Annotated in this window: 24 protein-coding genes and 1 pseudogene; 15 read left to right on the top strand and 10 right to left on the bottom strand. The window is 70.3% G+C overall.

The features are described 5' to 3' along the window. The first annotated feature begins 13 nt into the window (after positions 1-13). From AQI70_RS11710 to AQI70_RS11675, 8 genes are all read left to right on the top strand, one after another. Complete coding sequence (locus AQI70_RS11710) at positions 14-1,015, top strand: proline racemase family protein (protein ID WP_062147249.1); 1,002 nt, start codon at positions 14-16, stop codon at positions 1,013-1,015. Between the two features lie 97 nt (positions 1,016-1,112). After that, positions 1,113-1,817: a GntR family transcriptional regulator gene (locus tag AQI70_RS11705; RefSeq protein ID WP_062147246.1), complete on the top strand. Its 705-nt coding sequence runs from the start codon at positions 1,113-1,115 to the stop codon at positions 1,815-1,817. Between the two features lie 46 nt (positions 1,818-1,863). After that, complete coding sequence (locus AQI70_RS11700; protein WP_079051248.1) at positions 1,864-2,874, top strand: LacI family DNA-binding transcriptional regulator; 1,011 nt, start codon at positions 1,864-1,866, stop codon at positions 2,872-2,874. A gap of 132 nt (positions 2,875-3,006) precedes the next feature. After that, on the top strand, positions 3,007-4,347 hold the full coding sequence (locus AQI70_RS11695; protein ID WP_062147240.1) for an ABC transporter substrate-binding protein: 1,341 nt from the start codon (positions 3,007-3,009) through the stop codon (positions 4,345-4,347). A gap of 6 nt (positions 4,348-4,353) precedes the next feature. Beyond that, positions 4,354-5,310: a carbohydrate ABC transporter permease gene (locus AQI70_RS11690; protein ID WP_062147237.1), complete on the top strand. Its 957-nt coding sequence runs from the start codon at positions 4,354-4,356 to the stop codon at positions 5,308-5,310. Then, positions 5,307-6,167 (top strand): carbohydrate ABC transporter permease, encoded by an 861-nt coding sequence (locus tag AQI70_RS11685; RefSeq protein WP_062147234.1) that lies wholly within the window; start codon positions 5,307-5,309, stop codon positions 6,165-6,167. Before AQI70_RS11690 ends, AQI70_RS11685 begins: the two co-directional genes overlap by 4 nt. 43 nt (positions 6,168-6,210) lie before the next feature. After that, complete coding sequence (locus tag AQI70_RS11680) at positions 6,211-7,794, top strand: glycoside hydrolase family 13 protein (RefSeq protein WP_062148297.1); 1,584 nt, start codon at positions 6,211-6,213, stop codon at positions 7,792-7,794. 89 nt (positions 7,795-7,883) lie between these two features. After that, on the top strand, positions 7,884-10,022 hold the full coding sequence (locus AQI70_RS11675) for a discoidin domain-containing protein (RefSeq protein ID WP_244181578.1): 2,139 nt from the start codon (positions 7,884-7,886) through the stop codon (positions 10,020-10,022). Here the strand turns inward: AQI70_RS11675 and AQI70_RS11670 are convergent. From AQI70_RS11670 to AQI70_RS11655, 4 genes are read right to left on the bottom strand one after another with little or no spacing between them, the layout of a single operon-like run. Continuing rightward, positions 9,994-10,815, bottom strand: coding sequence for an ABC transporter ATP-binding protein (locus AQI70_RS11670; RefSeq protein ID WP_208607341.1), 822 nt, complete (start codon positions 10,813-10,815; stop codon positions 9,994-9,996). The two genes, AQI70_RS11675 and AQI70_RS11670, sit on opposite strands and share 29 nt — an antisense overlap. A gap of 24 nt (positions 10,816-10,839) precedes the next feature. Beyond that, positions 10,840-11,616 (bottom strand): ABC transporter permease, encoded by a 777-nt coding sequence (locus tag AQI70_RS11665; RefSeq protein ID WP_062148294.1) that lies wholly within the window; start codon positions 11,614-11,616, stop codon positions 10,840-10,842. Beyond that, positions 11,616-12,389, bottom strand: coding sequence for an ABC transporter permease (locus AQI70_RS11660; RefSeq protein ID WP_062147231.1), 774 nt, complete (start codon positions 12,387-12,389; stop codon positions 11,616-11,618). Before AQI70_RS11660 ends, AQI70_RS11665 begins: the two co-directional genes overlap by 1 nt. A gap of 13 nt (positions 12,390-12,402) precedes the next feature. Next, positions 12,403-13,371 carry an ABC transporter substrate-binding protein gene (locus AQI70_RS11655; RefSeq protein WP_062147228.1) on the bottom strand — a complete coding sequence of 323 codons (969 nt, stop codon included), beginning with the start codon at positions 13,369-13,371 and terminating at the stop codon, positions 12,403-12,405. Between the two features lie 157 nt (positions 13,372-13,528). Between AQI70_RS11655 and AQI70_RS11650 the strand changes: the two genes are divergently transcribed. Continuing rightward, the gene (locus AQI70_RS11650; protein ID WP_062147225.1) at positions 13,529-14,392 is read left to right on the top strand and encodes an IclR family transcriptional regulator domain-containing protein; all 864 of its coding nucleotides are present in this window, start codon (positions 13,529-13,531) and stop codon (positions 14,390-14,392) included. Here the strand turns inward: AQI70_RS11650 and AQI70_RS11645 are convergent. Genes AQI70_RS11645 through AQI70_RS11635 form a run of 3 tightly spaced genes read right to left on the bottom strand, consistent with a single transcriptional unit; the run spans position 14,307 to position 16,485 of the window. After that, the gene (locus tag AQI70_RS11645; RefSeq protein ID WP_062147223.1) at positions 14,307-15,242 is read right to left on the bottom strand and encodes a PDR/VanB family oxidoreductase; all 936 of its coding nucleotides are present in this window, start codon (positions 15,240-15,242) and stop codon (positions 14,307-14,309) included. The two genes, AQI70_RS11650 and AQI70_RS11645, sit on opposite strands and share 86 nt — an antisense overlap. Further along, positions 15,239-15,418 carry a hypothetical protein gene (locus AQI70_RS11640; protein WP_062147220.1) on the bottom strand — a complete coding sequence of 60 codons (180 nt, stop codon included), beginning with the start codon at positions 15,416-15,418 and terminating at the stop codon, positions 15,239-15,241. Before AQI70_RS11640 ends, AQI70_RS11645 begins: the two co-directional genes overlap by 4 nt. After that, the gene (locus AQI70_RS11635; RefSeq protein ID WP_208607340.1) at positions 15,415-16,485 is read right to left on the bottom strand and encodes an aromatic ring-hydroxylating dioxygenase subunit alpha; all 1,071 of its coding nucleotides are present in this window, start codon (positions 16,483-16,485) and stop codon (positions 15,415-15,417) included. Before AQI70_RS11635 ends, AQI70_RS11640 begins: the two co-directional genes overlap by 4 nt. A gap of 438 nt (positions 16,486-16,923) precedes the next feature. Between AQI70_RS11635 and AQI70_RS40115 the strand changes: the two are divergent. From AQI70_RS40115 to AQI70_RS11625, 3 genes and pseudogenes are all read left to right on the top strand, one after another. Beyond that, positions 16,924-17,235, top strand: a pseudogene (locus tag AQI70_RS40115) (IS5/IS1182 family transposase); the annotation flags it as partial. A 637-nt stretch (positions 17,236-17,872) separates the two neighbouring features. Next, positions 17,873-19,675: a hypothetical protein gene (locus tag AQI70_RS40110; protein WP_062147214.1), complete on the top strand. Its 1,803-nt coding sequence runs from the start codon at positions 17,873-17,875 to the stop codon at positions 19,673-19,675. Positions 19,676-19,764: 89 nt separating this feature from the next. After that, the gene (locus AQI70_RS11625; RefSeq protein WP_062147212.1) at positions 19,765-20,400 is read left to right on the top strand and encodes a hypothetical protein; all 636 of its coding nucleotides are present in this window, start codon (positions 19,765-19,767) and stop codon (positions 20,398-20,400) included. A gap of 343 nt (positions 20,401-20,743) precedes the next feature. Here the strand turns inward: AQI70_RS11625 and AQI70_RS11620 are convergent, their stop codons facing one another. Continuing rightward, the gene (locus tag AQI70_RS11620) at positions 20,744-21,040 is read right to left on the bottom strand and encodes a dihydrodipicolinate synthase family protein (protein WP_244181577.1); all 297 of its coding nucleotides are present in this window, start codon (positions 21,038-21,040) and stop codon (positions 20,744-20,746) included. A gap of 40 nt (positions 21,041-21,080) precedes the next feature. Then, on the bottom strand, positions 21,081-21,716 hold the full coding sequence (locus AQI70_RS40105; RefSeq protein WP_244181576.1) for an FAD-dependent oxidoreductase: 636 nt from the start codon (positions 21,714-21,716) through the stop codon (positions 21,081-21,083). Positions 21,717-22,493: 777 nt separating this feature from the next. Between AQI70_RS40105 and AQI70_RS11610 the strand changes: the two genes are divergently transcribed. Continuing rightward, the gene (locus tag AQI70_RS11610; protein ID WP_062147206.1) at positions 22,494-23,048 is read left to right on the top strand and encodes an FCD domain-containing protein; all 555 of its coding nucleotides are present in this window, start codon (positions 22,494-22,496) and stop codon (positions 23,046-23,048) included. Positions 23,049-23,079: 31 nt separating this feature from the next. On the opposite strand, the gene AQI70_RS11605 is transcribed toward AQI70_RS11610, so the two are convergent. Then, positions 23,080-23,745 carry a GntR family transcriptional regulator gene (locus AQI70_RS11605; RefSeq protein WP_062147203.1) on the bottom strand — a complete coding sequence of 222 codons (666 nt, stop codon included), beginning with the start codon at positions 23,743-23,745 and terminating at the stop codon, positions 23,080-23,082. Between the two features lie 109 nt (positions 23,746-23,854). On the opposite strand from AQI70_RS11605, the gene glyA reads away from it, so the two are divergent. Both glyA and AQI70_RS11595 read left to right on the top strand, forming a co-directional pair. Further along, on the top strand, positions 23,855-25,162 hold the full coding sequence (gene glyA / locus AQI70_RS11600; RefSeq protein WP_062147200.1) for a serine hydroxymethyltransferase: 1,308 nt from the start codon (positions 23,855-23,857) through the stop codon (positions 25,160-25,162). Then, positions 25,159-26,379, top strand: a complete 1,221-nt coding sequence (locus tag AQI70_RS11595) for a sarcosine oxidase subunit beta family protein (protein ID WP_062147197.1) — start codon at positions 25,159-25,161, stop codon at positions 26,377-26,379. Before glyA ends, AQI70_RS11595 begins: the two co-directional genes overlap by 4 nt. Position 26,380: the final 1 nt, after the last annotated feature.

Here is a 26,380-nt window from a genome sequence, read left to right as displayed (position 1 = left end):
AGGAGGCTGGACCGTGCGCAGCAAACTCGTCCTGCACGCCGTCGACTCGCACACCGAGGGCATGCCCACCCGTGTCGTCACCGGCGGCATCGGCACGATCCCCGGCGCGACCATGAACGAGCGGCGCCTGTACTTCCGTGAGCACCGCGACGACATCAAGCAGCTCCTGATGAACGAGCCGCGTGGCCACTCGGCGATGAGCGGCGCCGTCCTCCAGCCGCCCACCCGTCCCGACTGCGACTGGGGCGTGATCTACATCGAGGTCTCCGGCTATCTGCCGATGTGCGGACACGGCACCATCGGCGTGGCGACCGTGCTCGTCGAGACCGGCATGGTCGAGGTCGTCGAGCCGGTCACCACGATCCGGCTCGACACCCCGGCGGGGCTCGTCGTCGCCGAGGTGGCGGTGGAGGACGGCGCCGCCAAGGCGGTCACCCTCCAGAACGTGCCGTCCTTCTCCGTCGCCCTCGACCGCAAGATCACACTGGCCGACGGACGCACGGTGACATACGACATGGCGTACGGCGGCAACTTCTACGCCATCCTGCCGCTGGACCAGTTCGGACTGCCCTTCGACCGGTCCCGCAAGGACGACATCCTGAAGGCGGGCCTCTCCCTCATGGCGGCCATCAACGCCGAGGAGGAGCCCGTCCACCCCGAGGACCCGTCCATCCGCGGCTGCCACCACGTGCACCTGATCGCCCCCGGCGCCACCGCCCGGCACTCCCGGCACGCCATGGCGATCCACCCCGGCTGGTTCGACCGCTCGCCGTGCGGTACGGGCACCAGCGCGCGCATGGCCCAGCTGCACGCGCGCGGCGAACTCCCCCTGCACACGGAGTTCGTGAACGAGTCCTTCATCGGGACCCGGTTCACCGGACGTCTCCTCGGCACCACCGAGGTCGCGGGCCGCCCGGCCGTCCTGCCGAGCTTTACCGGCCGCGCCTGGATCACCGGCACCGCGCAGTACCTGCTCGACCCGTCCGATCCGTTCCCGGCGGGGTTCGTGCTCTGAACGCCGGGGACCGGTGCTCTGAACGCCGGGGACCGGTGCGCTGAACGTCGAGGATAATGAGGCGCGTACCGCGTGACATTGCACAGCTAGGAGACCCATGGCCGCCCAGCGCACCGGCGCCCCGCCCGCCGCAGCCGCCCCCGCGCTGCCCACCCTGGGCGGCAAGAAGAGCAGCTACCGGGAGAAGGTCGCCGACGCCCTGCGGGCCGCGCTGATCGCCGGCGAACTGCTCCCGGGCGAGGTGTACTCCGCGCCGACCCTCGCCGCCCGCTTCGGCGTCTCGGCGACACCGGTGCGCGAGGCCATGCTGGACCTGGTCAAGGAGGGCCTGGTCGACACCGTCCCCAACAAGGGCTTCCGGGTCACCGAGGTCTCCGAGAAACAGCTCGACGAGTACAAACACATCCGCGCCCTCATCGAGATCCCCACGGTGGTGGAGCTGGCCAGGACCGCCGACAAGGTCTCCCTGGAGGCGCTGCGCCCCGCCGCCCGGGAGATCGTGCAGGCCGCCGTCTCCGCCGACCTCATCGCCTACGTCGAGGCCGACACCCGCTTCCACCTGGGACTGCTCGCCCTCGCCGGCAACGCCCATCTCGTCGAGGTCGTCGGCGACCTGCGCAAGCGCTCCCGCCTCTACGGGCTCACCGCGCTCGTCGAGGCGGGCCGCCTGCTGGCCTCCGCCGAGGAGCACCTCGAACTCCTCGACGCACTGATCGCCCGCGACGAGGAGACCGTACGGGAGGTCATGACCCGTCACCTCGGACACGTCCGCGGTCTGTGGGCCGCCCGCGGAGACCGTTGACTCGGTTACGCAAGCGGCTTGCGTTGCTTGCGCTATTCTTGCGCGCATGACACGACGACTTGCTGAAGTGGCGAAGAAGGTCGGGGTCAGCGAGGCCACGGTCAGCCGGGTGCTCAACGACAAGCCCGGCGTCTCCGAGGCCACCCGGCAGGCGGTGCTGTCCGCCCTGGACGTCCTCGGCTACGAGCGGCCCACCCAGCTGCGCGGCGAACGCGCCCGGCTCGTCGGCCTCGTGCTGCCGGAGCTGCAGAACCCGATCTTCCCCGCCTTCGCCGAGGTGATCGGGGGAGCGCTCGCCCAGCTCGGCCTGACGCCGGTGCTGTGCACGCAGACCAAGGGCGGGGTCTCCGAGGCCGACTACGTCACGCTGCTGCTGCAACAGCAGGTGTCCGGCGTCGTCTTCGCCGGCGGGCTGTACGCCCAGGCGGACGCGCCGCACGACCACTACAGGGAACTCGCCGACCGCAACATCCCGGTGGTCCTGGTCAACGCGGCCATCGAGCACCTGGGCTTCCCGGGCGTGTCCTGCGACGACGCCGTGGCCGTGGAGCAGGCCTGGCGGCACCTGGCCTCCCTGGGCCACGAGCGCATCGGGCTCGTGCTCGGTCCGGGCGACCACGTGCCGTCGGCCCGCAAGCTGGCCGCTGCACGGAGCGTCGCCGGGGAACTGCCCGAGGAGCACGTCGCGCGTGCCATCTTCTCGATCGAGGGCGGTCACGCCGCCGCCTCCCGGCTGATCGACCGGGGGGTGACCGGCATCATCTGCGCGAGCGACCCGCTCGCGCTGGGGGCGATCAGAGCCGCCCGCCGCAAGGGACTTGACGTACCGTCAGAGATCTCCGTGGTCGGGTACGACGACTCGGCGTTCATGAACTGCACGGAACCGCCGCTCACCACCGTCCGTCAGCCCATCGAGGCCATGGGCAGGGCGGCGGTGGAGCTGCTGAACGCGCAGATCGCGGGCACCGTCGTAGCGGCGGAGGAGCTGCTCTTCGAGCCGGAGCTCGTGGTGCGCGGGTCGACGGCACAGGCGCCCCGGCACTCGCCCCGTCGCTGAGCGCGCCGGCCTCTGCCTTCGAGACTCCACAAGCTGTTAAAAAATTGCAATTATAGCGCGACATCTTGCGGACCAATGTCGCCGGTGCTTGAGTGTGCGGCGCCCACCGCTCCTGCCCAGAGGGGTCCAGCCATGAGAAGCACCGGGTTCCGCCATGCCTTCGTCGCGCTAAGCCTCTGCTGCCTCGCCCTCACCGCCTGCGGATCCGGCGGGGATTCGGCGAGCGGCAGGACCCGCATCACGGTCAACTGCATGCCGCCCAAGAGCGCCAAGGTCGACCGCCGGTTCTTCGAGCAGGACGTCGCCGCCTTCGAGAAGCGGAACCCGGACATCGACGTCGTGGCCCACGACGCGTTCCCCTGCCAGGACCCGAAGACCTTCGACGCCAAGCTGGCCGGCGGGCAGATGGAGGACGTCTTCTACACGTACTTCACCGACGCCCGGCACGTCGTGGACATCGACCAGGCGGCCGATCTCACGCCGTACATCGAGGAGTTGGAGAGCTACGGCACCATCCAGCGGCAGCTGCGGGACATCTACACCGTCGACGGCAAGGTCCACGGCATCCCGCGCACCGGCTACTCGATGGGTCTGATCTACAACAAGAGGCTCTTCACCGAGGCCGGCCTCGATCCCGACAAGCCCCCGGCGACCTGGCAGGAGCTGCGCGCCGCCGCCAAGAAGATCGCCTCCCTCGGCGATGGCATCGTCGGATACGCCGACTACAGCGCCCAGAACCAGGGCGGTTGGCACTTCACCGCCGAGCTGTATTCGCAGGGCGGTGACGTGGTGAGCGCCGACGGCGGGAAGGCCACCATCGACACCCCCGAGGGCCGCGCCGTGCTCCAGAACCTGCACGACATGCGCTGGACGGACGACTCCATGGGCAGCAAGCAGCTCCTCGTCATCAACGACGTCCAGCAGATGATGGGCTCCGGCAGGCTCGGGATGTACCTCGCCGCGCCCGACAACATCCCGATCCTGGTGAAGGAGAAGGGCGGCGACTACAAGGACCTCGCGCTCGCCCCCATGCCCGGCGGCAAGGGCACGCTCATCGGCGGCGACGGCTACATGGTCAACAAGAAGGCGAGCCCCGCGCAGATCCGTGCCGCCCTGAAATGGCTCGACCACATGTTCCTCACCCCCGGCAAGGGCTTCCTCGGCGACTACGCCCGGGCCAGGAAGGCGGACGCGCCGGTCGGCCTGCCGGAGCCGCGCCTGTTCACCGGGCCCGCCGACGCCAAGGACCAGCAGGTCAAGAAGGCCAACGCCAATGTGCCGGTGGAGAACTACCAGGCCTTCCTCGACGGCAACCAGAACCTCGACATGAAGATCGAGCCGCCGCACGCCCAGCAGATCTACTCCGTCCTGGACGGCGTCGTCTCCGCCGTCCTCACCAAGGAGGACGCCGACATCGACCGGCTCCTGAAGGACGCCTCAGGCAAGATCGACGGCATCCTGGCGCGGGGCTGACGCACGATGACCAGGACGGCTCAGCGGCGGACCGTCGAGAAGGCAGCGGTCCGCCCCGTGCAGGCGCGGCCCCCGGCAGGGGACCGGAGGCGGCGCCGCCTCACCGACCAGGCCCGCGCCTACGGCTTCCTGCTCGGCGGCCTCGTCTGCTTCGCACTCTTCTCCTGGTACCCGGCGATCCGCGCGGTCGTGCTCGCCTTCCAGAAGTACACACCCGGCAGCGACCCCGAGTGGGTCGGCACCGCCAACTTCACCCGCGTCCTCGCCGACCCGGAGTTCGCGGCGGCCTGGCGCAACACCCTCACCTTCACCCTGCTCGCCCTGCTGATCGGCTTCGCGATCCCCTTCGTACTGGCCTTGGTCCTCAACGAGCTGAGACACGCGAAGGCCTTCTTCCGCGTCGTCGTCTATCTGCCGGTGATGATCCCGCCGGTGGTCGGCGCCCTGCTGTGGAAGTGGTTCTACGACCCCGGCACCGGTCTCGCCAACGAGGCGCTGCGCTTCCTGCACCTGCCCACCTCGAACTGGTCCAACGGCGCCGACACCGCCCTCGTCTCCCTCGTCATCGTCGCCACCTGGGCCAACATGGGCGGCACCGTCCTGATCTACCTGGCCGCGCTCCAGTCCATCCCGGGGGAGCTGTACGAGGCGGCCGAACTCGACGGAGCGAACCTCCTCCAGCGCATCCGCCACATCACGATCCCGCAGACCCGCTTCGTGATCCTCATGCTGATGCTCCTTCAGATCATCGCCACCATGCAGGTATTCACCGAGCCATTCGTGATCACGGGCGGCGGGCCCGAGAACGCCACGGTGACCGTCCTCTACCTGATCTACAAGTACGCCTTCCTCTACAACGACTTCGGCGGCGCCTGCGCCCTCAGCGTCCTGCTCCTCGGGCTCCTCGGCGCCTTCTCCGCCGTATACCTGCGTCTGACGCGCACCTCAGGGGAGGCCGCATGACCACCCGGACCCTCGTCTCCCCGGCGACCCTGGCCCGCCCGTGCGGCAGGGCCGTCTACTGGTCGGTCTTCACCGGCACCGTCCTGCTGTTCGCGCTCGCCTTCCTCTTCCCCGTCTACTGGATGGTGACGGGCGCGATGAAGTCACCGGAGGAGGTGGCGCGGACCCCGCCCACGCTCGTACCGGAGCGGTGGCAGCTCAGCGGCTACACCGACGCCTGGGACCTGATGCGGCTGCCCACGCACCTGTGGAACACGGTCGTCCAGGCCGCCGGCGCCTGGCTGTTCCAGCTGGTGTTCTGCACGGCCGCCGCCTACGCGCTGTCCAGGCTGCGGCCCGCCTTCGGCAAGGTGATCCTCGGCGGCATCCTCGCCACCCTCATGGTCCCCGCCCAGGCACTGGTCGTACCGAAGTACCTGACCGTGGCGGACCTGGGCCTGCTCAACGACCCCGTCGCCATCTGGCTGCCCGCCGTCGCCAACGCCTTCAACCTCTACCTCCTGAAGCGGTTCTTCGACCAGCTCCCTCGCGATGTCCTGGAGGCCGCCGGGATCGACGGCGCCGGGAGGCTGCGCACCCTGTGGTCGATCGTGCTGCCGATGTCCCGGCCGGTCCTGGGCGTGGTCTCGATCTTCGCCCTGGTGGCCGTCTGGCAGGACTTCCTCTGGCCGCTGATGGTCTTCTCCGACACCGACGAACAGCCCATCAGTGTGGCGCTCGTCCAGCTGTCGCAGAACATCCCGCTGACGGTGCTCATCGCCGCGATGGTGATCGCCGGTATTCCCATGGTCGCGCTGTTCCTGGTCTTCCAGCGGCACATCATCGCCGGGATCGGCGCGGGCAGCACCAAGGGCTGACGTGGCCCTGCTTTCGATCCTTCCGACCAGAAAGGGCCGCCCCGTGGCACAGCCCCGGCACGCCTTGGCACAGTGGTGGCGCTCCGCCGTCATCTACCAGGTCTACGTCCGCAGCTTCGCGGACGGCGACGGCGACGGCACCGGCGACCTCGCGGGCGTCCGCGCCAGGCTGCCGTATCTCGCAGGACTCGGCGTGGACGCCCTGTGGTTCACGCCCTGGTACGTCTCACCGATGAAGGACGGCGGCTACGACGTCGCCGACTACCGCGCGATCGACCCGGCCTTCGGCACCCTCGCCGAGGCGGAGAAACTCATCGCCGAAGCACGTGAGCTGGGCATCCGCACCCTGGTCGACATCGTGCCCAACCATGTCTCCGACCAGCACCCGTGGTTCCGCGCCGCCCTCGCGGGCGGCCCGGAGCGCGCCCTGTTCCACTTCCGCCCGGGACGCCGCCCGCACGGCGAACTGCCGCCCAACGACTGGCAGTCCCAGTTCGGGGGCCCCGCCTGGACACGTGTGCCCGACGGGGACTGGTACCTCCACCTCTTCGCCCCCGAGCAGCCCGACCTCGACTGGTCCCACCCGGCCGTCCGCCAGGAGCACGAGGACATCCTGCGGTTCTGGTTCGAGCGGGGCGTCGCCGGAGTCCGCATCGACTCCGCCGCGCTCCTGGTCAAGGACCCGCGCCTGCCGGACCTCGCCGAGGGGCAGGACCCGCACCCGTACGTCGACCGGGACGAACTCCACGACCTCTACCGCTCCTGGCGCGCGATCGCCGACGAGTACGACGGCGTCTTCGTCGGCGAGGTCTGGCTCCCCGACACCGAACGCTTCGCACGCTACCTGCGCCCCGACGAACTCCACACGGCCTTCAACTTCTCCTTCATGACCTGCCCCTGGGACGCCGGACGGCTGCGCGCGGCCATCGACGAGACGCTCGCCGAGCACGCCCCGGTCGGCGCCCCCGCGACCTGGGTGCTGTGCAATCACGACGTGACCCGTACGGTCACCCGCTACGGCCGCGCCGACACCGGCTTCGACTTCGCCGCCAAGGCCTTCGGCACCCCCACCGACCTCGCCCTCGGCACCCGCCGGGCCCGGGCGGCGGCGCTGCTGTCACTGGCGCTGCCCGGAGCCGTCTACGTCTACCAGGGCGAGGAGCTCGGCCTGCCCGAGGCCGACATCCCCGTCGACCGCATCCAGGACCCGATGCACGCCCGCTCCGGGGGAACCGACCCGGGGCGGGACGGCTGCCGGGTGCCGTTGCCGTGGGCGGCCGGGGCGCCGTATGCGGGATTCGGCTCGCGCGCGGAGCCGTGGCTTCCGCAGCCGGTCGACTGGCCCTCGTATGCGGTCGACCGGCAGGCCGAGGACCCGCGCTCGATGCTCAGCCTCTATCGCGAGGCGATCGGGCTCCGGCCGGTCTTCGGCGACGCCCCCCTCAGCTGGCTGCCCGCCCCCGACGGCGTCCTCGCCTTCACCCGCGCGCCGGGCGTGATCTGCGTGGTGAACCTGGGGGACACCCCCGCCGACCTGCCCGCCCACGCCGAACTCCGCTTGGCCAGCGGCCCCTTGGACGACGAGGGACGGCTGCCGAAGGACACCGCGGTCTGGCTGCGTGCCTGAGACCGCGGCCCGCTGTCCCCGTACCCCCACCACGAAGGGATCAGCACATGCAGTACATGCCGTATCACACGCGCAGTTCCGTCAGGAGCATGCCATCTGCGGTGGTCGTAGCCCTCGCCGCAGGCCTGCTCACCGCGACGGCCCCGACCGCTCACGCGGCCGCCGGCGCCACCCTCCCCTTCATCTCGGTCGAGGCCGAGTCCGCCACCACGACCGGCACGAAGATCGGCCCCGACCACACGCAGGGCACCCTCGCCTCGGAGGCCTCCGGCCGTCGGGCCGTACGCCTCGCAGCCGGCCAGCGTGTCGAGTTCACGGTGCCGCGCGCGGCCAACGCCGTGAACGTCGCCTACAGCGTCCCCGACGGCCAGTCCGGCACCCTCGACGTGTACGTCAACGGCCGGCGGATCGCCAAGACCCTCGCGGTCACCTCCAAGTACTCCTACGTCGACACCGGCTGGATCCCGGGCGCCAGGACCCACCACTTCTACGACAACGCCCGCCTGCTGCTCGGCGAGAACGTGCAGGCGGGCGACAAGGTGGCCGTCCAGGCGACCGATGTCCAGGTCACCGTCGACGTGGCCGACTTCGAGCAGGCGGCCGGGCCCGCGAGCCAACCCGCCGGATCGGTCTCCGTCACCTCCAAGGGCGCCGACCCGAGCGGCCAGGGCGACTCCACGCAGGCCTTCCGGGACGCCATCGCCGCCGCGCAGGGCGGGGTGGTGTGGATCCCGCCGGGGGAGTACCGGCTCACCTCGTCCCTGAACGGCGTGCAGAACGTCACCCTTCAGGGGGCCGGGCACTGGCACTCCGTCGTGCGGACCTCCCGCTTCATCGACCAGTCGAGCTCCTCCGGGAACGTCCACATCAAGGACTTCGCGGTGATCGGCGAGGTGACCGAGCGGGTCGACGCCAACCCCGACAACTTCGTCAACGGGTCGCTGGGACCGAACAGTTCCGTCTCCGGCATGTGGCTGCAGCACCTGAAGGTCGGCCTCTGGCTGATGGGCAACAACGACAACCTCGTCGTCGAGAACAGCCGCTTCCTCGACATGACCGCCGACGGACTCAACCTCAACGGCAACGCGCGTGGCGTCCGCGTCCGCCACAACTTCCTGCGCAACCAGGGCGACGACGCGCTCGCCATGTGGTCGCTGTACGCGCCGGACACGAACAGCAGCTTCGAGAACAACACGATCACACAGCCGAACCTCGCCAACGGCATCGCGATCTACGGCGGCACCGACATCACGGTCAAGGACAACCTGATCTCCGACACCAACGCCCTGGGCAGCGGCATCGCGATCTCCAACCAGAAGTTCCTGGACCCCTTCCATCCGCTGGCCGGCACCATCACGGTCGACGGCAACACCCTCGTGCGCACCGGCGCGATGAACCCCAACTGGAACCATCCGATGGGCGCCCTGCGCGTCGACTCCTACGACAGCGCCATCGAGGCGAACGTCCGGATCACCGACACCACGATCACGGACAGCCCGTACAGCGCCTTCGAGTTCGTCTCGGGCAGCGGGCGTGGGTACGCGGCCAAGAACATCACCGTCGAGGGCGCCACCGTGCGCAACACCGGCACGGTCGTCGTCCAGGCCGAGACCCAGGGCGCCGCCACCTTCCGCGACGTCACCGCGACCGGCGTCGGCGCCGCGGGGATCTACAACTGCCCCTACCCCGCCGGCTCCGGCACCTTCACCCTCACCGACGGCGGCGGCAACTCCGGCTGGAGCAGCACCTGGTCCGACTGCTCGACCTGGCCCCAGCCCGGCCAGGGCAACCCGGACCCGGATCCGGCCCGCAACCTCGCCAAGGGCCGCCCGGCCACGGCCACCGGATCGCAGGACGTCTACACGCCCGGCAAGGCGGTCGACGGCGACGCGGGCAGCTACTGGGAGTCCGCCAACAACGCCTTCCCGCAGTCCTGGACCGTCGACCTGGGCTCCACGGAGGCGGTCCGCCGGCTGGTGCTGAAGCTGCCGCCGCAGTCGGTCTGGCAGGCCCGCACCCAGACGCTGTCGGTCCAGGGCAGCACGGACGGCTCGACGTACTCGACCGTGGTTCCGGCGCGGGACTACCGCTTCGACCCGGCGACCGGCAACACGGTCACCGTCCCGCTGCCGAGCGGCACGAGCCTGCGTCACCTGAGGCTGCACGTCACCGGCAACACGGGGTGGTCCGCGGCCCAGTTCAGCGAGGTGGAGGCGTATCTGTCCTGACCGTGGTCCCGACCGCGGCCTGAGGTGTTCCGCGCTTCGCCGCCTGGATCTGCTCGTACACATGGGTACGCAGTTCGGCGAAGCGCGGATCCACCCGCGTGTGCAACTGGTCGCGCTCGGCGGGCAGATCGACCTTCAGCTGCTCCCGCACGACTGTGGGGGAGGCGGACAGTACGATCACCCGCTCGCCCAGGTAGACGGCCTCGTCGATGTCATGGGTGACGAACAGGATCGTGATGCCGCGTTCCCGCCACAGCCCCCGGACCAGGTCCTCCAGATCGGCCCGCGTCTGCGCGTCCACGGCAGCGAACGGCTCGTCCATCAGCAGCACACGGGGCTCGTACGCCAGCGCCCGGGCGATGGCGACCCGCTGCTGCATACCGCCGGACAGCTGCCACGGATACGCCCCCTCGGCATCCGCCAGCCCCACCGACTCCAGCGCGTCGCGCACCAGCTCCCGGCGCCGCGCCTTGCTCAAGCCCTTCTGCCTGAGCGGCAGTTCGACGTTCTCGCCGACCCGCATCCACGGGAACAGACTGCGCCCGTACTCCTGGAAGACGAACGCCATCCCGGGCGGCGGACCGCTCACCCTGCGCCCCTCCAGGAGCACTTCGCCGCTCGTCGGCGTGAGCAGACCGCCCATGCACTTCAGCAGCGTCGTCTTGCCGCAGCCGGACGGGCCGACGAGACAGACCAGTTCGCCCGCGTCGACGGTGAAGGTGAGGTCGCGCACCGCCTCCACACGCCGCCCGGAACCCTCGTAGACCTTCTTCAGGCCGCGTACGTCGAGCATGGACCGCCCCTCCACGATGCTCACTCAGGACCGCCGGGTGGTGTCGCGCAGACCGTGGTACCAGCCGAGCACCCGGCGCTCGACCAGTCGGAAGACGACGGAGAGCAGGAAGCCGAGCAGACCGAGGACGAGGATCCCGGTCCACATGTCGGGGATGGCGAAGCTGCGCTGGAACTGGACGACGGTGAAGCCGATGCCGTTGTTGGCGGCGAACATCTCGCTGATGACCATGAGGATGATGCCGATGGACAGTGCCTGGCGCAGCCCGGCGAAGATCTGCGGGCTCGCCGAGCGCAGCACCAGATGGCGCAGGCGGGCGGCTCCCGTGACACCGTAGGAGCGGGCCGTCTCCAGCATCACCGAGTCGACCGCGCGCACGCCCTCCACCGTGTTGAGCAGGATCGGCCAGACGCAGCCGCTCGCGATCACAACGATCTTCATCGTGTCGCCGATGCCCGCGAACAGCATGATGACGGGGACCAGCACGGGCGGCGGCACGGCCCGCAGGAACTCCAGAACCGGCTCGCACACCGCGCGCACCCTGCGGTAGGAGCCGATGACGGTGCCGAGCGCGACACCGGCCACGGCCGCCGTCGCATAGCCGCCCAGGAGCCGCAGGAGGCTCGGCACGACGTCCGTGCGCAGGCGGTCCGCCGTCCAGACGTCCGGGAAGGTGTCGAGGATCGTCCGCAGTGGCGGCCAGAAGGGGTCCTTGCTGCCGTCCGACGCCGCCCACCACACGGCGACGAGCACCACGGGCAGCGCGACGGCGAAGAACAGCTTCAGCAGCAGGCGCCCGATCACACCGCCACCTCCCCGCGCACCGACTGGTGCCAGGCCAGCGCCCGCCGCTCCACCGTACGCGCGCCGACGTTGATGAGCAGCCCCAGGAGCCCGGCGACGACGATGAGCGCGTACATCTCCGGCACCGCCTGCGAGGTCTGCGCCACCGCGATCTGCTGGCCCAACCCCGGTGCGCCGATGACGAGTTCGGCGGTGATCGCGAGGATCAGCGCCACCGCGGCGGCGAGCCGTACACCGGTCATGACATACGGCAGGGCCGTCGGCCACAGCACATGGCGGACGCGCGCCCAGGTGTCGAGGCCGTAACTGCGTGCCGTCTCCTCGGCGACGGGGTCGACGTCCTGGACGCCGTACAGGGTCTGGATCAGCACCTGCCAGAAGGAGGCGTACACCACCAGCAGGAGCACCGACTGCAGTTCGGTGCCGTAGAGCAGCACCGCCAGCGGGATCAGCGCCACCGACGGGATCGGGCGCAGGAACTCGATCGTCGAGGCCGTCGCCTCGCGCAGGTACGGCACGATCGAGACGACCACGCCCGCGACGACTCCGGCGCAGACCGCGATGGCGAGGCCCAGCGCCCAGCCGGTGAGGGTGTCGCCGAGCGCCTGCCAGAAGGTGGAGTCGCCGACCTCGTCCGCGAGCGCTTCGGCGATGCGGCTCGTCGGCGGGAAGTACGCCTCCTTGACCAGGCCGAGGCGCGGCGCCGCCTCGCCGAGGGCGAGGAAGGCCGCGAGCCCGGCCGTACCGAGGGCGACGTTCGCACCCCTCATAGGTCCACGTCCCTCACGGCAGCAGCGCGTCCAGATCGGGCGTCTTCTTGAACAGGCCGTCCTCCTGGCCGAGCTTCATCAGGGCCTCGATGGAGGAGCGGTTCGGCTCGCTCGGCCACTTCGGCAGGATCACCTGGTCCAGCACCGACGCCGGGATCTTGGTGTAGGTGGTGACGATCTGCCGGGCCTCGTCCGGGTGGGCCTCGGCGTAGGCGAGGGACTCGGCGGTGGCGTCCTGGAACTTCTTGACGACGTCCGGGTGTTGCTGCGCGTACTGCGCCGAGGTGAAGTACATCGCGACGGTGATCTCCGGCGCGATGTCGATCAACGGCGAGGCGATCTCCCGGCCGCCCTGGCTCCGGATGGTGGCGGTGGCCGGCTCGACCACGCACGCGGCGTCGATCTGGCCGTTGTCGAGGGCGGCGGGCATCTGGTCGAAGGGCATCTCGACGAGGTCCACCTTGTCCGGGTCGCCGCCCGCCTTGCGCACGGCCTGGCGGACCGCGGTCTCGTTGATGTTCTTCAGGGTGTTGATGGCGACCTTCTTGCCCTCAAGCTGCTTCGGCGACTTGATGGGACTGTCCTTCTTCACCATGAGGCCGTTGAAGTCCTTGCCCCGCACACCGGTCGACGCGATGCCGTTGGCGACGGCCTTCACGGGGACGCCATTGCTCTGGGCGACCATCAGGGAGGTCACATTGCTGAACCCGAACTGGAACTGCCCGCTGGCCACGCCGGGCACGATCGCCGCACCCCCCTGAGCGGTCGTGAACTCCAGCTTCAGGCCCCGCTTTTCGAAGAAGCCCTTCTTCTGGCCGAGATACAGCGGCGCGACATCGACGATGGGGATGAGGCCGAGCTCGACGGTGGTGACACCGCCGGACGACGCCCCCGCCTCCGGCGAACCGCCGTCGGACGAGCCACAGGCCGTCGCGACGAGCAGCAGGACGCCGGCGGTGAGACCGGCCGACAGACGACGCATGGCTCCTCCTGTACAGACAACGGTGCAACGGTGTTCCGACAGGTTGTGCGCAAGGCGCACAGTAGTGCGCGGAGTTGCTCAGCGGGAAGGTAGAAGTCTCAAACAGATCAGGTCAATGGGTTCGCCGACAGCATTGTTGACACTTCTGGAGGTGGCGATGTCCGCCGAAGCCCGCGCCCCGCACTTCGTGAAGTCCTTCGAGCACGGCCTCGCCGTCATCCGCTCCTTCGACGCGGACCATCCCACGCGCACGCTCAGCGAGGTCGCCCACACCTGCGATCTGACCCGTGCCGCCGCCCGCCGCCTGCTGCTGACCCTGGCCGATCTGGGCTACGTCCACCAGGACGGCCGGCTCTTCCGCCTCACCCCGCGCGTGCTGGAACTCGGCTACTCCTACCTCTCCAGCTACACGCTGCCCCAGATCGCCGAGCCGCATCTGGAGCAACTCGTCGCGCAGGTACGGGAGTCGTCGTCACTGTGCGTCCTCGACGGTGACGACATCGTGTACGTCGCCCGGGTGGCGACCCGCCGCATCATGACCGCGTCCATCACGGTCGGCACCCGCTTCCCGGCGTATGTGACGTCGGTGGGCCGGGTGATCCTCGCCCATCTGCCGGAGACGGAGGCCGAAGTCCTGTTGTCCCGCGCCGAGTTGCGGCCCCTGACCGCGCGCACCCTCACCGCGCCGGACGCCCTGCGGGCGGAGCTGCGCCGCGTCCGCCGGCAGGGCTACGCCGTCGTCGACCAGGAACTGGAGGAGGGGCTCAGATCGGTCGCCGCCCCGGTGCGGGACCGGGACGGCGAGGTGATCGCGGCCGTCAACATCGCCGTGCACGCCGGCCGCACCTCCGTCGACTCCGTGCGCCGGGACCTGCTGCCGCCCCTGCTGGCGACCGTCGCCGGGATCGAGGCCGACCTGCGGATAACAAAGCCGGTCACAAATCCAGGACCAGCCGCTTCCCCCGGCAGCGGGACACACAGATCATCATCGTCTCGCCGCTCTCCTGCTCCTCCCGCGTGAGCACGGAGTCCCGGTGGTCCGGGGTCCCGTCGAGCACGTCGGTCTCACAGGTCCCGCAGGTGCCCTCGGTGCAGGAGTAGAGCACCTCCACACCGGCCGCCCGCACCGTGTCCAGCACGGAGACGCCCGGTGCGACGGTGAGCGTCAGACCGCTCCGGTCCAGCTCGACCTCGAACTCGCCGTCCTCCCCGCCCGGTTGCTCCTTCGGCTGGAACCGCTCGACGTGCAGCGCCCCGGCCGGGCACCGCTCCTCCACCGCGTCCAGCAGCGGTCCGGGGCCACAGCAGTAGACGAGCGTGCCGTCCGGCACCTCGCCCAGTACCGAGGCCAGATCCAGCAGCCCGGACTCGTCCTGCGGAGCGATCATGACCCGGTCGCCGTACCGCCCCAACTCCTCGGTGAACGCCATGGACCGGCGCGTACGCCCGCCGTACAGCAGCGTCCACTGGGCGCCCGACGCCTCGGCCGCGGCCAGCATCGGCAGGATCGGGGTGATGCCGATGCCGCCGGCGATGAAGCGGTAGCGAGGGGCGGGCTCCAGCCGGAAGTGGTTGCGCGGACCGCGCACCCGGACCTTGTCGCCCTGCCCCAGCTGCTCGTGCACATGGGCGGATCCGCCCCGCCCGTCCGGCTCCCGCAGGACGGCGATCCGCCACCGCGTGCGGTCCGCCGGATCGCCGCACAGCGAGTACTGCCGCTCCAGCTCCGGCCCGAGTACGACGTCGATGTGGGCGCCGGGCTCCCAGGCCGGGAGCTGCTCGCCCAGCGGGTGGCGCAGGGTGAGGGCGAGCACGCCGTCGGCCGCCAACTCCTTGCGGTCGACGACGAGTTCGGCTTCGTACACGGTCATGAGCTGCTTCCTTGCGACTGGTCCAGGGAGTGCCCCTGGGGGTGGGCGAGCATCCACTCCCACATCTCCACCGGGTCCTGCGCGGTGTACTCACGGCCGCAGTGACAGGTGCCGTGCAGGACGTCGGTGCCCGGCAGCCAGTCGATGCGGTAGATCTCGCCGGTCGGGCTCGTCACTGGACCTTCTCCATCGGCTTCTCGCCCTCCTCGACCAGCCGGGCGAGGATACGGCGGGCGGCCAGACCGCCGGTGTCGATGTTGATGCTCAGCTCCTGGTAGCCGTGGCGCTCGGTGCCGAGGGTCTTCTGGAGGAGGTTGAGGGCGGTGACGTCCTGCATGACGACGGTGTGGTTGTTGCCGCGCAGGAACTCGGTGACCTCCTCGTCGTCCGTCGCCCAGTCCCGCGAGACCATCCAGAAGTCGTACACCTTGCCGTCGCCGGACGGAGTGATGGCGTACGTGACCTCGGTGTGGAAGCCGTTCGGGTCGCTGCCGTCCGCCTCGGGCAGGACACCGACGGGTGCGACCCGGCTGTGCAGCAGATACAGGCAGGGCGCGTGGTACTCGATGTCCTGCCAGCGCGTGATCCGGCCCCTGATGCCGGTCGACTTGGCGTAGAACGGCGGGCACTCGGCGTCGTCCATGTGGCGGCTCACCCGGACGATCCCGGCGCCCTCGTCGACCTCGGTGGTGATCGGCGTCTCGGCGACCTCGGGGGAGCCGATGTAGCCGCCGTGGAGGTAGGTCTCGTGCGACAGGTCGAGGAGGTTGTCGACGAGGAGGCCGTAGTCGCAGTCGATGGGCTCCATGCCGCGCACGGTGACCCAGCCGGGGGAGTCGAGGTGCCTGGCCCGCGGGATGCCCTGCGGGTCGGCGAGCGCCGGGTCGCCGATCCACACCCAGATCAGGGAGTCCTGCTCGACGACGGGGTACGAGGCCACCCGCGCCGTCCGCGGGATCCGCTTCTGCCCCGGCACATACACACACGCACCGGTCGTGTCGTACGTGAACCCGTGGTACCCGCACACGATCCGGTCGCCGTCGAGGCGGGTCGGGGCCTCGGACAGCGGGTAGCGGCGGTGCACACACCGGTCGTGCAGGACGACCGGCGTCCCGTCCTCCTGAGTGCGGTAGAGGACGAGCGTCTCACCGAGGATCGTCCGGCCGAGCAACTCGCGCCCGACCTCATGGCTGTAGGCGGCGACGTACCACTGGTTCCTGGCGAAGGCGGTCATGTGAGGCATGGGGGCCGGCTCCCGTCTCTGTGTCGTGGCGACATGGTCCGGAACGGGCTCACAGGGGCGCAATACGGCTTCCGTCTCACGGAAGGATCGATGTAAAAGTCCTGTTCAGAGGATTGATCTGTATGCGGCCCCGGTGCCCGACCCTCGTGTAAGGCGTAGCCCTGCCTTCTGCTCTTCGCCTGCGCCTTGTGTCGCTGGTCAGTGCCGTGAATGACAGTGGGATCGTGAGAGCGGCCGCTGAACTTGCGGCCCCTGAGCGGCGATCGTCAGCGGATTCTTCGTCTGCTGGTAGTGCACGGCCACATGTGCTTCTGACTTGCGGAGACGAATGAAATCGCTTGGCGGGGAGCGGAGTTGGCCCGCTCCTGGTCCGGATCTTCCGAGGCGGGATCCGGGTGGCGGTCATCGTGGCGATCCCGTCCGGAATCCTGTTCCGCTCTGCGGTTGCTGTCGGCCAGGCTGCGGGACCATCGCCGGCGACGCGGTACCGGCTGGCGGCGGCTGACCGCCGGTCGGCAGGCCCTGCCGGCGCCGGCCCACCTGCACTGCGGGCACACCTACGCCCAGCTCACCGCCGGGGCCCGGGCGTCGGCACCACCACCGCCTACCGGTACATCGCCGAGAGGTTCTGGGCGCCCACGCCCCGACCCTCGCCGAGGCGATGAAGACAGCCGTCACCAAGGCATCGTGACCTGGCACGGCACCTTGCCGCCGATCGACCGGATCACCGTCGACCGGCCATTCCACTCGCCACCGGTGCCCAAGTGGGCGTGCGCTTGTCCGGGTTGACCGCGCGGCGGATGACCAGCGATGCGCGGAGTCATCCGTGTCGCTCACGGTAGCCGCCGGCCGGGAGCCACCACCCCCGGCTCTGACCCTCAATGCCTGCAGGCGGGTTGGTGGACATCCACAGCGGCGGCTGCTCAGGGTTTGGAGGATTCGCGCTGCAACCCTCGCTAAACGTCGGCCTCATCACGTCCACTACCTGCGTTTCAGGCTGAACGCCCCAGTTGATGACCTAGGAACGGCAACGCGGCGGCCTGTAGGAAAGTTCCAGCGCGACTCAATCCACCAACCCAGCCTGCTTCCCGGGGGCATGCACAACCATGAGCTCGCGGGACGGGGCCTGAAGGGACCAACCAGCGTGTCTGGACAGACGAAAAGAAGACGCTGCCTGTTACGAATAACCACCACGGTCACCGCCGGGGCCCTGTTACTCGGCACCGGCGTGGCGTCTGCCGCCGACGGCCAGGCTCCCAACGGGGACGGGAACTATGCTCCGTCGTCGCGGCCGGCCGCCGGGCCGGAAAAGGGCACCCGAGCCGGTGGCCGCCCCGCCTCGGGGAGCAAGCCGGAAGCCGGACCCACATGGAAGCAGAGCGGCACTGTGTGGCAGGTCGACCGCACCGTGGCGCAGCTGCGCAACTCGGTCACGGACCCGGACGGGGACAAGGCGAACCTCACCTTCGAGGTGTGGACCGTCGACTCGGCCGGGAAGCCGAAGGCCAAGGTGAAGCTCACGGGCCAGAACGCCGACCCGGCCAACCAGGGCGACGTGTCCGCCGAGTACGGCGTCATCGTGTCAAAGATGGTGGCCTCGGGGTCGAAGGCCACGGTCACCGTCCCGCAAGGCAACCTCAAGCCCGCCACCACCTACGCGTTCCGTACCTCCGCCTACGACGGCTCTCTGTACGAGACGGACTGGTCGCCCTACGCGACGTTCAAGACCCGGGCCCGGCAGGTCGACATCACCCTCCCGGCGCCGAAGAAGGACGCGACGGACCCGGCGTTCGACACCTCCTGGCAGCCGGTCCCCGGCTGGGGTTCCGTGCAGACCAGGGACGCCGCAGGTGAACAGCACTGTGAGGCGACCGCGAAGGGTGACCGGCTGTGCATCGCTTGGGAGCCGGCCACGAAGGAAGACATTGAAGCCGCCCGCGAATCCAGGGCGAGGCTGAAGTCCCCGCGGGCCGCGAACCCGCCGCTGCACGACTCCTGCGAAGTGGGCGCCACTCAGGGCACCTACCTGTCGGTCTTCACCCGCGACAAGGCGTGCATGTACGGGAAGTTCTCCGTCCAGGTCACCGATGAGGCGGCCCTGGAGGAGAAGGGCTATCAGGAGTTCTTGTACTCCTCTCACATGAGCACGGCGCTGACCGGCACGGAGCTGAAACTGTGGGCCCGTGTCACACCGCTGCCGATGCCCGCCGGACACCTGCCGTTCCCCGCTCAGCCGGGGGCGATCAAGCTGACGATCTCCCCGCAGTGCTCCGCCGGGTGCGCGGACAAACCCTCCTACGCCTGGGACGGCAAGCTGATGTGGGGCGGCTCCTACGACATCGACCCCCACGAGGAAACTGCTACGGCCACCGTGCAGTGGTCCGGCGGGGTCCCGGATGAGTCCGGGAAGAAGGACTCCGACCTCTCCCAGGCGCTGGCGTTCGCACCGTACGCGACGTTCTCCACGTCGGTGCCGGAGACGTTCCCCACAGACAACAGTCAGGGTTTCCTCGGCAACCCGGTGTTCGTGCGCTGCGACATGGTGTACTCCCCGGCGGGCTGCGTGTTCCGGGACTACATGCCGGGCTATGTGTTCAACACCGCCAAGACCCCGGCGGCTGCCGCGCACGCCTGGTTGATCCAGGCCAAGATCCGCGAAGGTGCGCCACTGAGCTACCTCCCCGACCGCAGAGGCGATACGGGCGAGCACGGTGAGCGCAACAAGTACGGCCGCGACCCCGACGCCAACCGCAGGGTCATCTGCCCGGACGGCTGGGCCGCCAAATCCGGCCACCCGGACACCACACCGGTGACCGACATCTCCGCCGGCGACAAGCCGTCCTGTGACGAGTTCACCTTCGCGGCGAGTTACAACAGCGGCGGGATGCCCTCCGACATGGGCGGCACCAACCCGGTCACCTCGGGCGACAAGTGCGCGCAGACCTACGCCACCAAGCTGTCGGACGGTACTTGGCGTCTGTACGATGACGAGCGCACGGCCGCGCCGACGTGGTCCGAAGTATGCGGCCGGTCCGCGATGTCCGGGTGGGTCAACTCCACCTCGATGAGCCGCTTCCCCATGTTCGCCAAGGAGCTCCGGCTGATCGATCAAGACGCGTATTTCGTCAGGACGCCGGGCTTCGACAAGTGCGACGCCTCGAAGCCGACGATCAAGTGCGACATCCGGTAGCAGGATACTGACGCACACCGCATGTGCGGCCCGGGGCCGGTCGCAGGGCCGACCCCGGGCCACGCCACACCGGAGAACGGAGACACGCAGTGAGTTCCGGCGGGATCACATGGATAGCCGACGCGGACATCTCCTGGCTCGGCTACTACATCAAGCTGGCCCGGGGCCTGACCGGCGAACAGCTCGCCGCCCGCCTCGCCGCTCCCGGCGGCCCCGTACCGGTCCAGGCCACCACCGGGCCGCAGGTCGAAGCGCTCATCGACGGGCTCGACGCGGAGCGCGGCGACGCCGACAGCATCGCCGTGCGCTACGGCGACCACGCCGGCCTGGGATTCGCCATTGCCTACGGCCACTGGCCGTCCGTCCTCGGACCCGCGTACCACGACGGGACATCCCGAGACGGGGTCCACGTCTTCGAGCTTTACTACGAGAAGCAGAACCCGAAAGTCCCGCCACCCGCATTCGCCTACTTCCACGACGACCAGTATGTGTGCGGCTTCGACATGTACATGTACACCTGGTCGCAGGAGATCACCGGCCCCGGCGCCGACCTCGTCCGCGCTGAAATCGACGCGGCCGGAATCCCGGAGGAGAGGGAGAGGGACACGGCGCACCGTGCCTCGCTCGCCGTTCTGGAGCGGCGCTTCGAACTGGCGCTGCCGCGTGATCTGATCCTCGACGCGTCACTGCCCACTGCGCTCGTCAGAGGCCAGCAGCCACGATGAGCCGTCCCATGATCGCAGGCCGCCCTCGGCGCTCCAGTTGGTTCGGGGGTGCGCGCGCAGCGAGGACACCTTGGGCGAGGCGCGGATCCGATGCTCTCTGACAGCGGGAAGGGGGGTCTGCGCCGATCACTCGCATCGGCCTTGAGGGACTGCCTGGCCGACGTCCAGCAGGCGATCGCGGCGCAGTCGGGGCCGCTCCTCGCCATCGAGCCGGCACACCGCGCCGTCCTTGAGCGTTTCCTCCAGTCCGTCAACGGACACTCGCGACCGTACGCAGATAGCGCAGGGTCTCGTCGAGCGTGAGCGGCTCGTAGTACGGGGTGACCACCATCAGCACCGAGGCTCAGGCGGCCTGCGCGTGCCGGGCGAGGCCGACCGCTTCCCTCGAGCTCGGAGCGCCGGTCTGGGCGACGACCGGCACCCGTCCGGCCGTCTGGTCGATGACGGTCTCCACCAGGTGGCGCCGTTCCGCCGCGCTCATCGCCGCGAACTCGCCGGTCGATCCGCAGGCGACGACGCCGTCGACCCCGCCGTCGATGCTCCGGTCGACCAGGCGGCGCAGTGTCTTCTCGTCGATCTCCCCGTCCGGCGCGAACGGCGTGGCGAGTGCGGTCAGGACACCGCTCAGCTGTGATGACATTTTCTGGAGGCTCCGCAAAGCAGTGAACGGGGAGGCGGATTCACCGGGCGGCGCCCGCCGGCGCCAGGCCGTGCCGGGCGTTCTGCCGGTCGGTGGCCAGCAGACTTAGCGCCTCCTGCGCGGCGGACAGGCCGCTCTGGATCGCGGTCTCGGTGCAGAGGGTGCCGAGGTAGTCACCGGCCAGGAGCACCCGGCCGCTGCGGCGGGTCAGCGTCTGCTGGAGCCTGCCGCGGCCGGGGAAGCAGTACGGCGCACCCGTGGGCCAGCGCTGCACCTCGGCCTCGACGACGTGGTCGGCGAAGCCGGGCAGCACCTGGTCCAGGTCGTCGAGGTAGATCCGGCGGATCTTGTCGTCGGCGGCCCGTCCACCCTCGGCAAGTGGCGCGCCCGCTTCCTCGCCGAACGGCTGGACGGCCTGGACGAACAGCCCCGCCCCGGCCCCCCACGGCCGACGACGACACCGTGGCACACGTCCTCGTCCGCACCCTGACCCCGCCGCCGGCGCCAGGCAGGCTTGGTCGACCCGTTCCATGGCCGCCGAGACCGGCCTGAGCCAGAGCACGGTGAACCGGATCTGGCGGACGTACGGCGTCCAGCCGGGAGCGCGTGCCGCGGTCGGGCCGCGCCAGGCCTGGTCCTTGCCGGACCACGCCGAGGAGGTGGTCGGTCTGTTCATCGCCCCGCCCGTGTGCGTGCTCGCCGTGACGGCCGCGACGGGACGGGGCCGCGCCCTGCGCACCTCTCCCGCGACCGACGCGGGCCGCCTGTTCGGCCAGGACCCGGAGGCGTCCCACGTGTTGGCCGTGGCCTGCGCGTTCGCGGCACTCCGGGGCGACGGACAGACACCGGGCCCGCTCGACCTGGGCGCGTTCCTCCAGCAGGTGGGGTCGGTGGCGGGCGCCGGCGAGGTCGTACACCTGCTGACGCACGGCATGCCGGCTCCGGCTTGCGAGGCACCGGACACTGCCGTGCCCCCGCGGCTGCGCTGGCACCGTCCACCCGACCCGGCGGCATGGATCGACGAGATCCGACGCCTCCTTGCCGCGGACGCCCAGGTCACGCGTGAAGCCGCGGCCGACCCGCACCGCCTCCGCGACGCACTGCTGACCTGGTCCACCACATGGACCCCCGCCGCGGCCCCCTTCACCCGGGTCGCCGCTCCGCGGCCGTCGTACGACACCCCGGCCATCTGCGGCCGTGACAACGACTCGAACGCCCGGATCACGCGCGCACTCGCCGACCCCCGCCTCCCCGCCGCGACCCGGATCGCATCCCCCGACGCGCCGCCCGGCGCCCCCCTCACCGCCGACCCCGTCGTCGGCCTGCTGCGCGAAGCCGTCCTCGCCGGGGGCCACCTGCCCGGTGACCGGGTCCGGGAGGCGCCGCTCGCAGCGCGCCTCGGCCTCTCCCGCCGGGTCGTCCGTGCCGGGCTGCGGGCGCTCGCCGAGAGGGCATGCTCGATCTGCTGCCGGGCGGCGCGACCGCCGTCCCCGCCTTCACGGCGAAGGACGTCCTGGATCTCTACGCGCTGCGCGCCAGCCTCGGTGCGCTGCTCATCCGCCGCGTGGCCATGCTCGGCCCGGAGCGCCTCGGCCCTGCCTCGGCGGCACTGGCGGAGGTCCGCGCCGCCGCCCGGGCCAGGGACCACCTCGGTATCCGGGAGGTCGACCTGCGGTTCCAGGACGCCCTTGCCCGCACCGCGGACCTCCCACAGGCCGCCGGTACCTTCGAACGCCTCACGGCCCGGCTGCGCATGTTCGTCACCGTTCTGGACATGGACTACATCCAGGCGTGCGACACCATCCTCAACGAGGACACGGTCGTCTTCGACGCGCTGCGCGACGCCGACGGAAACGAGGCGGCCCGCCTGTGGCGGGTCAAGATCGAGCGCTGCGTCCGCTACATGATCGCCCAGCTCGCCGAGGACGACATCGCCCCGCACCTGTGGACCACCCTGGCGGGCCGGCCCCGCCCGGGCCGGGAGGAGGCGCGGGGCGCCGCGCACTGAGAACTCTTGGCGCGGAGCCGGGTAGCGCGAGTCAGATGGCCTCGCGAACGGCCCGTTCGAAGCCGACGACATGACTCCGGGCGAGCCGCGCCGCCTTCTCGGGCTCACCGGCGACGATCGCCTCGATCAGCGGTCCGTGCTCCTCGACATGGCCGGCCATGTCGGACAGGCGGTCGATGAACAGGCACCAGATGCGGGTGGCGAGGTTGTCGTGGCGGACGAGGGTGTCCTCCAGGTACGGGTTGTGCGCGGCGGCGTAGATGGCGCGGTGGACCTGGAGGTCCAGGTGCATCAGCTCGGAGGCGTCCTGCCGGCGGGCATCCGCGCTCCCCAGCTCCTGCCGCAGGCCCGTCAGAGTCGCCCGGTCCGCGGCCGTCGCGCGCCGCGCGGCCTGCGCGGCGGCCAGGGGCTCCAGCTCCTGGCGCACTTCGGAGATATGGGCGAGGTCGGTGATGTTGACGTCGGTGGCGAAGGTGCCGCGCCGGGGGTAGGTCGTGATCAGCCGCTCGTACTGGAGCCGCTTGAGGGCCTCGCGCACCGGGGTCCGTCCCACGCCGAGCGACTGGGCCAGCTGCTCCTCGTTGATCGGCGCGCCCGGCCGGATCTCCAGCATGACCAGCCGGTCCCGGATGGCACGGTAGGCGCGTTCGGCGAGGGTCAGCTCCTCGCTGACGGGCTCGGTCGCCACCTGCTGCATGGATGCCCCCTTGACCTGTCCGGCGAGCTCCCATACCGTACCGCAGAGTCTGATATATCAGTTGCGCATTAGTCGGCTCCCAGGATGCCTTTTCCAGGATGGTGCACAGATGGCAACGAACCCGTCGCTCACCTCGCCCCTCTCCCGCCCCCTCAGCGAGCTCGACCCGGACGTCGCCGCGGCCGTCGACGCCGAACTGCACCGCCAGCAGTCCACCCTCGAAATGATCGCCTCGGAGAACTTCGCCCCGGCCGCCGTCATGGAGGCCCAGGGCTCGGTCCTCACCAACAAGTACGCCGAGGGCTACCCGGGCCGTCGCTACTACGGCGGCTGCGAACACGTCGACGTCATCGAGCGGTTGGCCATCGCCCGGGTGAAGGAGCTCTTCGGCGCCGAGGCCGCGAACGTGCAGCCGCACTCGGGCGCCCAGGCCAACGCGGCAGCGATGTTCGCGCTGCTCCAGCCCGGTGACACGATCCTCGGGCTCGACCTGGCGCACGGCGGCCATCTGACCCACGGCATGCGCATCAACTACTCCGGCAAGCTCTACAACGTCGTGCCGTACCACGTACGCGAGTCCGACATGCGCATCGACATGGACGAGGTCGAGCAGCTCGCCCTCGCGCACCGGCCGAAGATGATCGTCGCCGGCTGGTCGGCCTACCCCCGCCGGCTGGACTTCGCCGCGTTCCGCCGGATCGCCGACGCGGTGGGCGCGTATCTGATGGTGGACATGGCGCACTTCGCCGGGCTGGTGGCCGCGGGCCTGCACCCGAGCCCGGTGCCGTACGCCGACGTCGTCACGACCACCACCCACAAGACCCTCGGCGGCCCGCGCGGCGGGGTGATCCTCAGCCGCGCCGACCTGGCCAAGAAGATCAACTCCGCGGTCTTCCCGGGCCAGCAGGGCGGCCCGCTGGAGCATGTCGTCGCGGCGAAGGCGGTGGCCTTCAAGGTGGCGGCGGGGGAGGAGTTCAAGGAGCGCCAGCAGCGCACGCTGGACGGCGCCCGCATCCTCGCCGGCCGCCTGCTGGCCGACGATGTGGCGGAGGCCGGGATCACCGTCCTGACCGGGGGCACCGAAGTCCACCTGGTCCTCGTCGACCTGCGGAAGTCCGCGCTCGACGGGCGGCAGGCCGAGGACCGGCTGCACCGCGTCGGCATCACCGTCAACCGCAACGCCGTGCCGTTCGACCCACGCCCGCCGATGGTCTCCTCCGGGCTGCGGATCGGCACCCCGGCCCTGGCCACCCGGGGCTTCGGCGAGGCGGAGTTCCGGGAGGTCGCCGACATCATCGCCCAGGTCCTGAAGGAGGAGCAGCTCGGCGACGACCGCGCGGGCCTGCTGCGCGAGCGGGTGGAGAAGCTCGCCGGCGCGTTCCCCCTCTACCCCCACCTGAAGGGAGCCGCGGCATGACCGCGCAGCCGCTGCCGGAGCACCCGGACTTCCTCTGGCGCAACCCCGAGCCGCGCACCTCGTACGACGTCGTCATCGTCGGCGCGGGCGGCCACGGCCTGGCCACCGCCTACTACCTCGCCAAGAACCACGGCATCACCAACGTCGCCGTCCTGGAGAAGGGCTGGCTGGCCGGCGGCAACATGGCCCGCAACACCACGATCATCCGCTCCAACTACCTCTGGGACGAGAGCGCCGCGATCTACGAGCACGCCCTCAAGCTGTGGGAGGGGCTCCCCGAGGAGCTGGACTACGACTTCCTGTTCAGCCAGCGCGGCGTCCTCAACCTCGCGCACACCCTCCAGGACGTCCGCGAGGGCGTGCGCCGCGTCAACGCCAACCGCCTCAACGGCGTCGACGCCCAGTGGCTCGATCCGGACGAGGTCGCCGAGGTCTGTCCCATCCTCAACGTCTCCCCGCACACCCGGTATCCGGTCCTCGGCGGCACCTTCCAGCCACGGGCCGGCATCGCCAAGCACGACCACGTGGCCTGGGCGCTGGCCCGCCGGGCCGACGAGATGGGCGTCGACCTGATCCAGGGCTGCGAGGTCACCGGCTTCCTCAAGGACGGCGACCGGGTCGTGGGCGTCGAGACCAACCGCGGCCGCATCCTCGCCGGCCGGATCGGCCTCGCGGCCGCCGGGCACAGCAGTGTGCTGGCCGAGCGGGCGGGCGTACGGCTGCCCGTGCAGTCGCACCCACTGCAGGCACTCGTCTCCGAGCTGCACGAGCCGGTGCACCCGACGGTGGTCATGTCGAACCACGTGCACGTCTACGTCTCCCAGGCCCACAAGGGCGAGCTCGTGATGGGCGCGGGCGTCGACTCCTACAACGGCTACGGCCAGCGCGGCTCCTTCCATGTGATCGAGCAGCAGATGGCCGCCGCCGTCGAGCTGTTCCCGGTCTTCGCGCGGGCGCATGTGCTGCGCACCTGGGGCGGCATCGTCGACGTCACTCCGGACGCCTCCCCGATCATCGGCACCACCCCCGTCGAGAACCTGTACGTCAACTGCGGCTGGGGCACCGGCGGGTTCAAGGCCACCCCGGCCGCCGGCTGGACCTTCGCGCACACCATCGCGACCGGCGAGCCGCATCCGCTGAACGCCCCCTTCGCCCTCGAACGCTTCACGACGGGTGCCCTGATCGACGAGCACGGCGCGGCAGCCGTGGCCCACTGAC

It is taken from the genome of Streptomyces curacoi (assembly GCF_001513975.1).
Classification (GTDB): Bacteria; Actinomycetota; Actinomycetes; order Streptomycetales; family Streptomycetaceae; genus Streptomyces; species Streptomyces curacoi.
Note: the sequence above shows the minus strand (reverse complement) of the source record. Positions and strands in the feature narration are given on the sequence as shown.

What these genes read in the sequence shown, in the direction of transcription:
- AQI70_RS11605 (WP_062147203.1), bottom strand. Translation starts at nt 23,745, where the DNA reads ATGCAGCAGGTGGCGACCGAGCCCGTCAGCGAGGAGCTGACCCTCGCC.
- AQI70_RS11660 (WP_062147231.1), bottom strand. Translation starts at nt 12,389, where the DNA reads ATGAGGGGTGCGAACGTCGCCCTCGGTACGGCCGGGCTCGCGGCCTTC.
- AQI70_RS11610 (WP_062147206.1), top strand. Translation starts at nt 22,494, where the DNA reads ATGCTCGATCTGCTGCCGGGCGGCGCGACCGCCGTCCCCGCCTTCACG.
- AQI70_RS11635 (WP_208607340.1), bottom strand. Translation starts at nt 16,485, where the DNA reads ATGCCTCACATGACCGCCTTCGCCAGGAACCAGTGGTACGTCGCCGCC.
- AQI70_RS11645 (WP_062147223.1), bottom strand. Translation starts at nt 15,242, where the DNA reads ATGACCGTGTACGAAGCCGAACTCGTCGTCGACCGCAAGGAGTTGGCG.
- AQI70_RS11705 (WP_062147246.1), top strand. Translation starts at nt 1,113, where the DNA reads ATGGCCGCCCAGCGCACCGGCGCCCCGCCCGCCGCAGCCGCCCCCGCG.
- AQI70_RS11650 (WP_062147225.1), top strand. Translation starts at nt 13,529, where the DNA reads ATGTCCGCCGAAGCCCGCGCCCCGCACTTCGTGAAGTCCTTCGAGCAC.
- AQI70_RS11670 (WP_208607341.1), bottom strand. Translation starts at nt 10,815, where the DNA reads ATGCTCGACGTACGCGGCCTGAAGAAGGTCTACGAGGGTTCCGGGCGG.
- AQI70_RS11685 (WP_062147234.1), top strand. Translation starts at nt 5,307, where the DNA reads ATGACCACCCGGACCCTCGTCTCCCCGGCGACCCTGGCCCGCCCGTGC.
- AQI70_RS11700 (WP_079051248.1), top strand. Translation starts at nt 1,864, where the DNA reads ATGACACGACGACTTGCTGAAGTGGCGAAGAAGGTCGGGGTCAGCGAG.
- AQI70_RS11595 (WP_062147197.1), top strand. Translation starts at nt 25,159, where the DNA reads ATGACCGCGCAGCCGCTGCCGGAGCACCCGGACTTCCTCTGGCGCAAC.
- AQI70_RS11695 (WP_062147240.1), top strand. Translation starts at nt 3,007, where the DNA reads ATGAGAAGCACCGGGTTCCGCCATGCCTTCGTCGCGCTAAGCCTCTGC.
- AQI70_RS40105 (WP_244181576.1), bottom strand. Translation starts at nt 21,716, where the DNA reads ATGAACAGACCGACCACCTCCTCGGCGTGGTCCGGCAAGGACCAGGCC.
- glyA (WP_062147200.1), top strand. Translation starts at nt 23,855, where the DNA reads ATGGCAACGAACCCGTCGCTCACCTCGCCCCTCTCCCGCCCCCTCAGC.
- AQI70_RS11690 (WP_062147237.1), top strand. Translation starts at nt 4,354, where the DNA reads ATGACCAGGACGGCTCAGCGGCGGACCGTCGAGAAGGCAGCGGTCCGC.
- AQI70_RS11655 (WP_062147228.1), bottom strand. Translation starts at nt 13,371, where the DNA reads ATGCGTCGTCTGTCGGCCGGTCTCACCGCCGGCGTCCTGCTGCTCGTC.
- AQI70_RS11675 (WP_244181578.1), top strand. Translation starts at nt 7,884, where the DNA reads ATGCCATCTGCGGTGGTCGTAGCCCTCGCCGCAGGCCTGCTCACCGCG.
- AQI70_RS11620 (WP_244181577.1), bottom strand. Translation starts at nt 21,040, where the DNA reads ATGTCATCACAGCTGAGCGGTGTCCTGACCGCACTCGCCACGCCGTTC.